Annotated in this window: 8 protein-coding genes; 5 read left to right on the top strand and 3 right to left on the bottom strand. The window is 46.3% G+C overall.

Features of this window, described 5'->3' with window-relative positions; genetic code table 11:
* Nucleotides 1-44: 44 nt before the first annotated feature.
* Together RQP52_RS13180 and RQP52_RS13175 are read left to right on the top strand one after the other, a co-directional pair.
* A complete protein-coding gene (locus tag RQP52_RS13180) occupies nucleotides 45-872 on the top strand; it encodes a sugar phosphate isomerase/epimerase family protein (RefSeq protein ID WP_315952014.1) in 828 nt (275 codons plus the stop codon).
* Nucleotides 869-1,930: a Gfo/Idh/MocA family protein gene (locus RQP52_RS13175; RefSeq protein WP_315952013.1), complete on the top strand. Its 1,062-nt coding sequence runs from the start codon at nucleotides 869-871 to the stop codon at nucleotides 1,928-1,930. The genes RQP52_RS13180 and RQP52_RS13175 overlap by 4 nt, the downstream gene beginning before the upstream one ends.
* A 76-nt stretch (nucleotides 1,931-2,006) precedes the next feature.
* On the opposite strand, the gene RQP52_RS13170 is transcribed toward RQP52_RS13175, so the two are convergent.
* The gene (locus tag RQP52_RS13170; RefSeq protein WP_315952011.1) at nucleotides 2,007-2,759 is read right to left on the bottom strand and encodes an esterase family protein; all 753 of its coding nucleotides are present in this window, start codon (nucleotides 2,757-2,759) and stop codon (nucleotides 2,007-2,009) included.
* A complete protein-coding gene (locus tag RQP52_RS13165; RefSeq protein WP_315952010.1) occupies nucleotides 2,756-3,943 on the bottom strand; it encodes an ATP-grasp domain-containing protein in 1,188 nt (395 codons plus the stop codon). The genes RQP52_RS13170 and RQP52_RS13165 overlap by 4 nt, the downstream gene beginning before the upstream one ends.
* Before the next feature lie 206 nt (nucleotides 3,944-4,149).
* Between RQP52_RS13165 and RQP52_RS13160 the strand changes: the two genes are divergently transcribed.
* The 3 genes from RQP52_RS13160 to RQP52_RS13150 all read left to right on the top strand — a co-directional run bounded on the left by RQP52_RS13160 (nucleotide 4,150) and on the right by RQP52_RS13150 (nucleotide 11,982).
* Nucleotides 4,150-8,781, top strand: a complete 4,632-nt coding sequence (locus RQP52_RS13160) for an S-layer homology domain-containing protein (RefSeq protein ID WP_315952008.1) — start codon at nucleotides 4,150-4,152, stop codon at nucleotides 8,779-8,781.
* 229 nt (nucleotides 8,782-9,010) lie between these two features.
* Nucleotides 9,011-10,819, top strand: a complete 1,809-nt coding sequence (locus RQP52_RS13155) for a sensor histidine kinase (RefSeq protein ID WP_315952007.1) — start codon at nucleotides 9,011-9,013, stop codon at nucleotides 10,817-10,819.
* Nucleotides 10,816-11,982, top strand: coding sequence for a response regulator (locus tag RQP52_RS13150; protein WP_315952006.1), 1,167 nt, complete (start codon nucleotides 10,816-10,818; stop codon nucleotides 11,980-11,982). The genes RQP52_RS13155 and RQP52_RS13150 overlap by 4 nt, the downstream gene beginning before the upstream one ends.
* 46 nt (nucleotides 11,983-12,028) lie before the next feature.
* Here RQP52_RS13150 and RQP52_RS13145 read toward each other — a convergent pair whose 3' ends face one another.
* On the bottom strand, nucleotides 12,029-12,925 hold the full coding sequence (locus RQP52_RS13145; protein ID WP_315952005.1) for an AraC family transcriptional regulator: 897 nt from the start codon (nucleotides 12,923-12,925) through the stop codon (nucleotides 12,029-12,031).
* Between the last annotated feature and the right edge of the window lie 181 nt (nucleotides 12,926-13,106).

The raw sequence follows: 13,106 nt of genomic DNA, 5'->3' as shown, positions 1-13,106 counted from the left end.
GGAAAATGAGTCTAAAATATGTTAACAAATTGGAGTGAACCTATATGAAACTATCTTTTACCACGTTAGGGTGCCCGGAGTGGCCCTTAGATAAAATTATTGCCAACGCGACCGAATATGGATTTGACGCAATTGATTTTAGAGGCTTGACCGGTGAAATGAATATTTACAAGCTTCCGGAGTTTTCCGAGCAGGTTGACCAAACACTTCGTAAAATCACGGATGCCGGTTTGCATGTATCTTGCTTTTCCAGCTCCGTCCATTTATTCTCAGCTGAAAACTTTGAAAAGAATATGCAGGAGATCACCGAATTCTCAAAGCTTTGCCGTATTTTCGGAACACGCTACATTCGTGTGTTTGGGGGTAAAATTAGCGATGGTGTTAGCCGGGAAACGGCTGTTGAGAAGGTTGCTCAGCATGTAAGCGAAATGGCAAAAGTCGCAAAGGCGCACGGTGTTAAGCTTTTAATTGAAACACATGATGATTGGATTTCATGCGTGAATATGAAAAAGGTGTTGGAGCAGGTGGATACGGAAACCGTCGGGGTACTGTGGGATGTGCATCATCCTTACCGCATGGTGGGAGAGCAACCGGAGGAAACCTGGAAGACACTGGGGCAATGGATCGAGTACACACATGTGAAAGATTCACGTGCCGGAGAAAACGGAGGAGGAGATTTCCGATACTGTTTAACCGGAGAAGGAGATATACCGCTGAAAGGCATCTACAAGTTATTAAACCGTGAAGGTTATCAAGGCTATTTCACCTTAGAATGGGAGAAAAAATGGCATCCTGAATTGGAAAACCCGGAGATTGCGTTTCCCCAGTATGTGCAATATATGCGCAAATTAATATCGGAGGTAACGATATGAAAAAGATTAGAGTTGCCATCATAGGACAAGGGCGCAGCGGTCGTGATATACATGCCAATTCTTTAAGTCAGATGAAGGAGCAATATGAAATTGTTGCAGTAGCTGACATGCTGGAAGAGCGGCTGGAAAGAGCCAAAAAAGAGCTGAATTGTGATGTGTACCGTGATTACAAAGATCTGTTTAAGCGAAATGATCTAGATTTAATCATAAATGCATCGCCCAGCCATTTTCATTTCACGATTTCTAAAGAAATTATGGAAAGCGGATTTCATGTATTGTCTGAGAAACCGCTTGCCAGAACGGCACATGAGGTTGATATTTTGATTGATACGGCCAAGAAAACAGGGAAATTGCTTGCTATTTTTCAGCAGTCCAGGTACGCACCCGCTTATCGCCAAGTGCAAGAAATTATTAAATCCGGCGTGATTGGACGAGTGGTTCAGGTGAGTATTGCTTACAACAATTTTGCAAGAAGATGGGATTGGCAGACTTTAAAAGCTAATGATGGAGGCAATCTCTTAAATACGGGTCCACATCCGGTAGATCAAGCCCTCCAATTTTTTGGTAGCGAGGAAATGCCCCATATCACTTCTATAATGGATCGTGCGAATACGGCTGGAGACGCCGAGGACTACGTAAAGGTCATCCTGCATGGCCATGGGCGTCCTGTCATTGATATAGAAATTTCTTCCTGCTGCGCATATCCAAGTTTCACTTATAATGTCCAAGGGACTAGAGGCGGAATCAAAGGGAGCACAACCCATCTGGACTGGAAATATTTTAAACAGGAGGAAGCGGGAGAACTGAAATTAGTGACAACGCCTATGGTCAACGAAAAAAATGAGCCGGCGTACTGCCGGGAACAACTAAAGTGGTACGAAGAGAGCTGGGACATCCCCGCCGAACAGGGGAAAGATGTATTCCCTTCGATGGCTCAAAACTTCTATAACATGATTTATAATACGATTGTACATGGGAAAGAACTCGAAATTACACCATCACAAGTGCGCCAACAAATTGCCGTTATGGAAGAATGTCATAGACAAAATTCGCTATAATTGGAAAATATAATGAGGAACTATATTACAACGACAACAGGCTGCCAGCAAATTGGCAGCCTGTTTAACTACTGGGTTAACTTAGGCACCAATTCATGTAGTAAAGGATTTGTTTCCTCCACCAATACCAATCATGATTGACATCGTACCCCCAAAATTCCACGCTTGCTGGGACGTGTTTCTCCTGCAGCACTTCCAAGAGCTTCTGCGTCTCCGATCGCATTAAATCTTCATAAGCGCCTTGGCCTGTACAAATGATGATTTGGCTGTTCCTATATTGATTCAGATAGGAATCGTCCTCCAAGTTTTTTAAATAATGAAGTGGGGAGTGGTAATAAGCTGAAGGAGGGACCTCTTCTCCAAAAAATCGATTGGTCGAATACAAACCGCTTAAAGCAATTAAACTGTCAAAATATTGTGGATGCCGGAAAAACATGTTGGCACTATGATAAGCCCCCAGCGAACATCCTGTCGCCAGGATCTTCAGAGTTTGTCCTCCGTTGCTCTCCTTGCTTTGATGCAGAATAGAAGGTATGAGTTCGTTTTTCACATAGGCATCATATTGGTCATAGCGTTTCATTTTCTCATCGGTCGACGAGTGCTTGGCATAAAATGTCTCTTCATCAATGCTGTCGCATGTCCAGACTTGAATTTGCCCCTGTTCAATGTAACTTTCCAACGTGCCGATCATACCAGAATCTTCATACTGATAAAACCGTCCGCAGGAGGTGGGAAAAACAAGAACGGGCTTCCCTTGATGTCCGTAGGTTTTGTATTCCATGTCCCTTTGCAAGCTGTCACTATATGCCTTGTGATAGGTTACTTTCATGCATACACCTCGACTTTGTTTTCTACGGCATGGATAAAAGCTTCAATTCGTTTCACTTCATCAAAGTTCTTTGAGCGAAATTGATACGCATAATTTCCCCTTGACTGGCTTTGTACATCCTCAATGCTGAAGTGATTGACAATTTCATGGTGATAACGCTGCATGATCTCTTCGTGCCCATGGGCGTAGGGGAGGTGGTTTTTGTGGCTGGCAAACCCGGTATAATACTTCCCGACAAAAGGTCCTTCTACCTGATTGTTAACAACCATATTCGCCCATAGTTCGTAGATATCGATATCGTAAGTATAATTGATCGCATCCGTCATCCACGAACCGGGCGGCCTCATATTGACTTCAAGCGCAATAATATTTCCATCCACATTGGATTTGAAAAACTCAAGATGAAAAAAACGTTCTTTGATCCCATAGGTTTGGATGATCTTTCTACCGGCCTCCTCAATTTCCTCGCTTACTTCCTTTAAACAATAATAGCTAAAATGATTTCCAGCATTTACAGATTCCATGATGCTATGTGGAAATTCGTGGCTTGCAGCAAATAGGATTTTACCATCTTTGTTGACAAGACCATCGTAAGTTTGCAGTACGCCGTCTATATGCTCTTGCATGATAAATTCGACATCTGACGGTTTGGTATGCAAGAAATGCTCAAGCTCCGACTCGTTCGCGATTTTGTAAGTCATGTTCGCTCCCACGCCTATATTCGGTTTTACAACGACGGGATAGCCGATTTTGGCAATGAATTTCTTTGCCTTCGCACGATCGAATTTCGTTATGGAACGTATGGACTCGACACCGCTTTTTTTGAAAAACTTTTCCATCTTCGATTTTTGTTTCAAATTAGAAATGAAATCGAGCTTCGTCCCGAAAATGTTGAAATCCGTTCGAATGTGCGCATCAAGCTCTAGCCAATGTTCGTTAAGAGATTCGAAACGATCAATTTTTCCATATTTATGGGTATAGTAACCGACCGCGCGCAGAACCTCATCATAATCTTCCAGACGATCTACTTTGATGTACTCAGTTAGCGAATATTGCAGCTTCTCGTCAAGTAGGTAATAATCCACATCGCTAATGCCAAGTACATTCACTCCGCATTTTTTCAATTGAAAGCAAAATTCCGTGCAGTAATTTGGATAATTTGGCGAAAAGAAAATAAAGTTCATTTATTTGTCCCTCCTGACTCCTATTATCTAAAATTTTATCCTGACATTTCCATGTTTTCAAGAAAATCAATTGTAAAGATCAGTGCTTCATTGAAGTGATGACAGCGAAATCGTATGATTCTTTCATTATTCTTTCATTAGCTTTCATTACAATGAATTATAGCGAACGTCTAGTTGCAGAAACCGTTATATTAAAGGAGCAAACCATGAAAAAATTAGTCTTATCCCTATTCATTGTATTATTTGTGTTTGGGACTTCATTTTCGCAGATTCGACCTGTGTATGCAGCTGAGAGCGATTTTACTTTTACAGTCGGTTCCAATGGTGCGACGGTTACAGACTACAAGGGCACGGATCTGAACGTGGTTATTCCCGCTGCGTATGCGGGTACGACGGTAACCGAGATCGGGAGATCAGCATTTGATACGTATGGTACGGGCAAACCCAAAATTACGAGCGTCGTGATTCCGAGCAGCGTGAAGGTCATTCAAACGTATGGATTCCGTTATACTAGCCTCACTTCCATAGACCTTCCCGACAGCTTGTTAACAATCGGCGCCAGCGCATTCGAAAACAATCCATTAACTTCCGTCGTATTTCCAGATAGTGTGACGATGATTGGCAACTACTCTTTTTATATGAATAATTTGACATCGATTAAATTATCGGAAAATTTGAAGACGATTAACGGTGGAGCTTTCGACACTAATCACATTACGAAACTAGTCATCCCAGCAGGCGTAACGAAAGTCGACAGCAGCTCATTTTATAACAACAACTTGACAAGCATAACGGTATTAGGCGATGCAACAACTTTTGGGACAGGCGTATTTGCAGGCAATCCAGGCAATCTGAAAATATTCGGAATTGCGAATTCCCCCGTATCTGCTTATGCGTCAAGCAACGGACATACGTTTGTGGACGGAACTGCGTTGTTTCAAGCGGTCGCTAGCGCCAAGTCGTTGTTGAAAAGTCATCTGGCGGGCACCGGAGTAGGACAAGTACCTGCCAATACCTACAACATCTTGTCTGCAGCCAATGACACAGCTAAGCTTTTTATCGACGGAATCGGGAATGCGACCACCGCCTCCGACCTGGCAAACGCCGCAATACCTCTGACTTCTTCAATTGCGGCATTCAATGCGGAAATTATCCAAGCCGGCAATCCCGCAGCGTTGGCGGCGGCGATCACGGCGGCGCAGCAGGCGATGACAAATCATCCGCAAGGGGTAAACGTGGGACAAACTTCGGCGGCAGACCGCAGCGCTTTGCAAAACGCGATCACTGCAGCCCAGCAAATTTTCAATCAAGCCGCCCAATATCTTCAAGATGAATTAGATGTGGCTGTGGCACATTTGGAAATGGCGATAGATACATTCGAAGACGTGATTATCTCAGCCGGCAATCCTACAGCGCTGAGCGCGGCGATCACGTCGGCGCAGCAGGCGTTGACGGATCATCCGCAAGGGGTGAACGTGGGGCAGGCGTCAGCGGGAGCGCGCAGCTCACTGCAGACTGCATTCAATGCGGCACAGCAGATACTCGATAACGCGGGCAATTACACGCAGGATCAACTGGATACAGCTGTTAACCAGTTAAACTTAGCAGTTCAAGTGTTTAATGCCGCCGTTATACAAGCGGGCATTCCGACAGCGCTGAGCGCGGCGATTACAGCTTCGCAGCAGGCGTTGACGAATCATCCAGAAGGTACGGATGTGGGGCAGACTTCTGCAGTAGCGCGCACCGCACTGCAGACTGCATCTAATGCAGCGCAGCAGATACTTGATAACGCGGGCAATTACACGCAGGATCAATTGGATACGGCCGTTAACCAGTTAAACTCAGCGGTTCAAGTGTTTAATGCCGCCATAATACAAGCGGGCATTCCGACGGCGCTGAGCGCGGCGATCACGGCGGCGCAGCAGGCGTTGACGAATCATCCAGAAGGTACGGATGTGGGGCAGACTTCGGCAGTAGCGCGCACCGCACTGCAGACTGCATCTAATGCAGCGCAGCAGATACTTGATAACGCGGGCAATTACACGCAAAATCAACTGGATACGGCCGTTAACCAGTTAAACTCAGCAGTTCAAGTGTTTAATGCCGCCGTTATACAAGCGGGCATTCCGACAGCACTGGGCGCGGCGATTATGGCGGTACAGCAGGCGTTGACGGATCATCAAGAAGGTACGGATGTAGGGCAGACTTCTGCAGTAGCACGCACCGCACTGCAGACTGCATCTAATGCAGCGCAGCAAATACTTGATAACGCGGGCAATTACACGCAGGATCAACTGGATACGGCCGTTAACCAGTTAAACTCAGCAGTTCAAGTGTTTAATGCCGCCGTTATACAAGCGGGAATTCCGACAGCGCTGGGCGCAGCGATTACGGCGGCGCAGCAGGCGTTGACGGATCATCCTGAGGGGATGAACGTGGGGCAGGCGTCAGCGGCAACGCGCACCGCACTACAGACAGCGTCCAATGCGGCGCAGCAGATACTCAATAACGCGAGCAATTACACGCAGGATCAATTGGATACCGCCGTAAACCAGTTAAACTTAGCAGTTCAAGCCTTTAATGCCGCCGTTATACAAGCGGGCATTCCGACAGCACTGGGCGCGGCGATCACGGCGGCGCAGCAGGCGTTGACAGATCATCCAGAAGGTACGGATGTAGGGCAGACTTCGGCAGGAGACCGAGCTACCCTGCAAACCGCGATAGATGTAGCGCAGGCTATTGCTGACGATGCGGAGAATCAATCTCAGACTCGATTGGATGAAGCCACTATCAGTTTGCACGACGCAATGGCGGTATTTGAAGCCTCTTGGGTGGGGGTGGTGCTAACCGCATCGGCCAATGATTTGTATGGAGAAAGCGAGACGCTTCGCTTTACGTTATTTTACGGATACGAAGTAACCGTGATCGGGACACCCGCCGTTCCGATCATGATTGGAGACGATTCCGTCACTCAGACGGTATATCAGACGGTATATGCCCCGTATACAGGAGAGCGCGGTACAGCATTGACAAAACTCACATTTGAATACGAAATTCCGGCTGGTCTCGCGGATGTTGACGGAATTCAAGTTGCTGCCTCATTGGAGCTCCCGAACGGTGCAAGCATCGTTCGCACCTCCAGCGGACTTGCGGCTTCGCTGAATTACGTAGCACCAGACGCGAGCGGAATACGTATCGTGGCGATACCGCCCGATGTTGCCCTGACGGCTGCATCGAACGGATCGGCAAGTAAAGCGATCAGCGTGACCGCAAGCGTGTACGGCGTAGCTGCGGGAAATGCGCTGTCGGAACTCCGTTGGCTGCCTGGAAGCCTTAGCGAGGCTGATTTTGTTCGTGGAACGAAAGGAACCGATATTTTGGCCGTATCTCAATTCACGATTACAGCCAACGGCGACTATACCGTATATGCTTTAGATGAAGCAGGCAATGAAACAGTGAAAACCATCACTGTTATTGGGATCTCACTCCCGTCTTCATCGGATAATGGCGATGGACAGATTACATTGGGGACGACTGTGACAAATGTGACGACTGTAAAAATAAATATAAACGGCGGGATTACCGCTCTTGTCGATCCTTCCGACATCAAAAGAATCACACGTTCAGACGGCATGGTGGTCGAACAGGTCATCCTCCCCGAACGGACAAGGGAGAGGGTACTGGAACTCCTGAAAGATGCGAAGAAACCGTTAGTCAGCATTAATATTGGCAATCGGGAGCAAGCGGTACAAACACAGTTTCCGGCTGACTGGATCGCGGATATGGCCCAAGCTTATCCCAATGCAATTATCGAGGTGAGGCTGAACAATTCCAGCTATCAGCTGCGGATAAGCGCGATCGATCTGATCGGTTTGGCAGAGCGTCTCGACACGGAAGTATCGGATATGAACGTGAACATCCTACAGGTGCAGGTCGGTGAGAATGTTCGCCAAGAGATTAATCGGATTGGCGTTTCCCAAGGTTTTGCTGTTATCGCCGACGTTATTGACTACAAGGTGACGGCGGAAGCAAACGGGCAAACATTGGAGGTACACGACTATGGCGGAACGTACTCGATTCGGACCCTTAAGTTGGACCGAGAGAACATGAACCGTAACTTGGTTGCCGTTCAGTATATCTCGGCAAGCGGCACCGTCGTTTTCGTTCCCGCACAGATGGAAACCGGTTCAGATGGCACAAACGAAGCAATTTTGAATGTGCCGCATAACAGCATGTACACGGTTGTAGATGTGCAAGCACGAACGTTCGCTGACTTAAACGATCACTGGGCGAAAGCGGATGTGGAGCATCTGGCGTCCAAGTTGCTGGTGAACGGTGTGGCGGCCGACCGTTTCGCGCCAGAGGGAACCATTACACGAGCGGAATTCTCAGCTTTGCTCGTTCGCGGGCTAGGGCTATCCGTAAAGGAGAGCGGGGGCAGTGCCCGTTTTGCGGATGTCCCTGCATCTGCATGGTATGCATCTACAGTAAATGCGGCAGTGGCTAGCGGCCTGGTTAACGGCATCGGTGCGGGCCTTTTTGCTCCCAATGCCCCAATTACCCGCGAAGAAATGGCCGTTGTGATCGCCAACGCTTTAACCTTGGCCAGCCATGGAACTGGTAGCGGAGGACAAGGGCAAAAGGGCATCCCCCTAGACGCTTTCACGGATCGAGAATCCATTTCTTCATGGGCGCAAGAGGCGGCAGTCCGGGCTTCGGAAAACGGCATTATGAATGGGATGGAAGACGGACGTTTTGCCCCGACGGAGTATGCAACGAGGGCGCAGGCAGCAGTTATACTGAAAAGGTTCCTGCAATACGTCCATTTTATCAAATAAAACGAGCAAAGAAATCAGTCCAAGGTAGGGAAAAAGAAGAATATGGTTATATGAAAAGTCGCATGTGATGCGGCTTTTTTTATTTTATCTCCGCAAGTTCTTGAGCCTACTAGTTGACGAAATGTTAAGGGGGAAGGGTAGATACTCGATGAATAAGCATGTATATTGAAAAGGAGGTTTACTTAGGACTGACCGGCATGGCAGTTCCATAGTGAGGAGAGACGCTGCAGTGAACACAGTTCAATGGTTGTCCTTACTGCTTTTTCTGGCAGCGGGATTCATGATATACGTTGCGTTTTTGTCCTATCAGCAACGGCATTTACCAGTCGCTAGAACGATGATTCTGATTATGATAGGAGCGGCTTGGTACGCAAGTGGTTATGCTTTCGAGTTGTTAAGCCGCAACTTATACGAAGTTAAGCTTTCGCTTCAAATCGAATATGTGGGCATTCCATTCGTCACGACGCTTTGGCTCTTCCAGGTCATCCAATTCTCTGGGACGGCTTCGCATTACCGAAAACGCCTTGCGCTGGCCCTATTCGTTATCCCTGTAGGGGTCTTTTTTTTCCATTTGACCAATGAGTGGCATCACCTTTTTTATGAGCAATATATCTTCAATGAGTCTACTTCATTTCCGTTGTATATAACAGTTAAAGGGCCTTGGTACAAAGCGCACACGCTGTATAATTACTTCGTGTTATTGTGTGGATTTTTTCTGTTTATCCCGATGTATTGGCGGTCTTCAAGAATCGTTCGTAAGCAAATTATCGTGCTGACCATGGGGGCTGCAGTGCCCTTGTTGTTCAATATAACCTTGTGGTTTGGCATGGTGGTCGATTTGACGCCTTTCGGGTTCGCAGTGTCAGGGATCGTCTATGCCTGGGGAATTCTGAGATTCAATCTGCTCCGATTTACACCGCTTGCGCTGACTCAAGTGTTCGACACCATCCGGGATGGTGTTATCCTGCTCGATTACAAGGACCAAATTGTCAGTTACAACAAAGCGGCCGAAGGCGTCTTACCCGAACTCTTATTGACGAAACATTACCCCGCCTATGTCGGGGAGGTTCTCTCCGCAAATCCTGAATTGGTTCATCCCATTCTTGACTCTCATCACGGAAACGAACGGTTCTCGTTCTACAAATCCCATGCTGATGGCAATAAAAATAAATATTATCAATGCAGTGTATCGTTCATCTATGATTCAGGCACACCCATTGGGAAAATGATCCTGTTTAATGATATCACGGAACTGAAAGAAAACGAGGCAAGGCTGCGTGAGAGTGCGAACCAGCTTTTGGAGTTAAACTCGTTTAAGGACAAGATGTTTACTGTTGTGGCACACGACGTTCGTGATCCGATCGCACACTTGGTCAGTATTACCGAACTGCTGGGTGAAGAACTTGCTGCGGATAACAATGAGCATGCCGAATTGTTCGGAGTACTCCAAGGACAAGTTCAGAACACGTTCTATCTTGTCGAGAATTTGCTTGACTGGTATCGCAACCAGAAAGGGAATGTCGTGTTTCGACCGCTAGGCTGGAATTTGCAGCAAGTCGTTCGTCAAGCCCTGTTACTAGCAGAGTCGAAGGCAGGAATGAAGCGTATTGTGCTGAGAGAGCAAATTGACGAGAAGTTTACAGTTAGCGCAGATAAAGAGATGCTGGATCTCATTCTGCGGAACCTGTTATCGAATGCGATAAAGTTTACGGAAATCGGTGGATGGATTGAAATTGGAGCTGATTTGGACCAGGATAGGATTGTTGTGACCATACGCGATAATGGAGAAGGAATGGACGAAGAGACCGTGGACATGCTGCGCCGTGACGATACATTTATCAAAGTGCCGGATCCTGAACAAGGTACAGGGCATGCCAGATTTGGGCTTATGTTAACTCGTGAATTTATAGCGATTCATGGAGGAAATCTGTGGTTTGACAGCGTGCCGGGAGTGGGAACGACGGTTTTCTTCACTTTACACCGATCAAGAGGCGGGATGGATGTCATTGACCGTTGGAAGGAAGGCGAAGAGGCTTGAAAGTTATTTTGGTAGACGATGACGCGACAATGCATTTAATATTGAGCAAAATGCTGCAAAAGCTGCCTGAGGTTCATGTTGTTGGCGCCTTCACGGATACGAAATCTGCAGCCTTCTTTTTACAAGAGAATACAGATATTGGCCTCGCATTCGTTGATATCTCCATGAAAGGTGAGAATGGGATGGAATTCGCCGCAAGGTTAGGAAACGCCGGCCTTCCGATTCAAATTGTGTTCGTCACCTCTCACAAGGATTTCGCCCTAGAAGCTTATGAACTTTCGGTGATCGACTATCTGGTCAAACCGGTTTCCCAAGAGAGGCTGCAGCGAACCGTACATCGTGCGCTTCAGAACTGGCGGGCTTTCCATCCGCCAAGGACCCAGGTACCACCTCCGCAGTATAGAGGAAGGGGTGTTATTACAGCGCTCGGAGACGTTGTTGTAAGCAATGAAACGGGCCGAGTGAAGTGGATCTCGCGAAAATGCGCAGAGCTATTTGCCTATCTCCTGCTTTACCGAGGTAGACGTATTCCACGTTCTAAGTTGGTTACAGATATTTTTGGCGGCATGGAGCAAGCAGGTGCGGAGAGCTATTTGAATACAACCGTGTACCAACTGCGCAAGTCACTGGAACCGCTTGGTATGCGCGAGGTTATACGTTCAGAGAACGATGGCTATGCGCTAGAGTGGAAGGACGCTAATATAGATTATGTAGAGTTTGAATCGCAAGCGAAAGAACTGCAAACGATCGATGCCAGCCAAGTGGAAAATGCCCTAAGGGTTGAACGGCTTTATACGGGTGATTTGTTCGGCGATAAAGCATATGTATGGGCTATTCACGAAACAGAACGTTATCGTCAAATGTACACTTCATTCGTCAAACGCCTTGTCGCCGCACTTATGTCGTCGGGAGATACAGGCTCCGCTTCAAAGTTACTGCTTAAGCTTAAAGAGTACAATCCGTTAGATGAGTCGGTCATCCACCATTTGATGATGATACGCGAAATGACGGGGGACAAAAAGGGATTGACCGCGCTGTATACAGATTACGTTCGGCTGCTTCATCAGGAGCTAGGTATTCGCCCCTCTGAAGAGTTGACCGATCTATACAGTTCGTTAGTTCGTGCATTCACCGATAAAAATACAAAGACCGCGAAGCCTTGATGCAACGCGGTTTTTGTATTTTATGGGGAATAGTGAACTTTTTAAGTCAGTTGTCTAATTGGAAGCTAATTTCATTCATTACTTTTCTTCGATATACGCCTGGGGTAACACCAGTAAACTTCTTAAATAACTTATGAAAATAAGGTAAGCTCTCATACCCGCAATTGTGGGCGATCGTATCAATACCTAAGTCGGTAGTTAAAAGCAGCTCCTTTGCAGTTGAAATTCGCTTGGCATTCACATAGTCGGTGATGTTCATCCCGGTTAGTTGTTTAAACACCCTAGATAAATGAGCGGCTGAGACGGAAGTGTGCTTAGCCAAATACGACAGCCCAGCGATTTGTTCAGTGTGAAACTGATCTAAGTGTTGAAGGATGTTTAGTAACCAGGGGGGGCCGATATCGGACGCCGCCAGTTGAGGATGGGATTCTTTTAATATCAACCGATTAATGCTGATGAGAAGGCTATTTAAATGTAATTGAACTGCGTATCGAAAACCAGCTTCATGTTGTTCCAATTCTTCATGCATTTGTTTGAGTTTATCTTCGAGATGAGGGCGCATGGCTGCTGGGACTACAAGCTTATAGCTCTTATATTTTCGGGCTCGCTCAAAAACTTGCCTATTCGTAAACGAATCACCGGCTGAATAATGTCCGATCAGTTGCGAATCAAAATAGACAGCAGTGGCAGTGATTGGAAATTCAGAATCTGGCAATGCCTGATGAACGGTATTTCCAGGAATGATGAAGAGGTCTCCTTCATTCATCTCATAGAGCATTTGGTTTAAGAAAAACGTACCTTTTCCACTATAAATATAAACCAATTCAAAGCGATCATGAAGATGCTCTGGCAGTTCACGATTTGGTGTCTTTTTGTCCTTAAATACAATGTCCAATGGTAAGAGGTGGTCGTTAATAAAGTTCTTTATAAGTGGTTTTTGCATGTTCCGAACCTCCCCAGATCAGCTCACTTCGTGATTTCTCTTATTTATAGAATATCAAAATAGAGTATGTTTTTGCAAAGGTAAAGAATTAACAAATGCCATATTCTTGATACAATATTAGTGAGCAACACTAACCTTGAAGAAACTCAATTTATTCTATAAGTTCGGAAAATCTCATTAA

Source organism: Paenibacillus violae, assembly GCF_032461945.1.
Lineage (GTDB): Bacteria > Bacillota > Bacilli > Paenibacillales > NBRC-103111 > Paenibacillus_E > Paenibacillus_E violae.
Note: the sequence above shows the minus strand (reverse complement) of the source record. Positions and strands in the feature narration are given on the sequence as shown.

Excerpts from the sequence above, each read along its gene's own strand:
- RQP52_RS13165 (WP_315952010.1), bottom strand. The coding sequence starts at position 3,943 with ATGAACTTTATTTTCTTTTCGCCAAATTATCCAAATTACTGCACGGAA.
- RQP52_RS13180 (WP_315952014.1), top strand. The coding sequence starts at position 45 with ATGAAACTATCTTTTACCACGTTAGGGTGCCCGGAGTGGCCCTTAGAT.
- RQP52_RS13160 (WP_315952008.1), top strand. The coding sequence starts at position 4,150 with ATGAAAAAATTAGTCTTATCCCTATTCATTGTATTATTTGTGTTTGGG.
- RQP52_RS13175 (WP_315952013.1), top strand. The coding sequence starts at position 869 with ATGAAAAAGATTAGAGTTGCCATCATAGGACAAGGGCGCAGCGGTCGT.
- RQP52_RS13170 (WP_315952011.1), bottom strand. The coding sequence starts at position 2,759 with ATGAAAGTAACCTATCACAAGGCATATAGTGACAGCTTGCAAAGGGAC.
- RQP52_RS13145 (WP_315952005.1), bottom strand. The coding sequence starts at position 12,925 with ATGCAAAAACCACTTATAAAGAACTTTATTAACGACCACCTCTTACCA.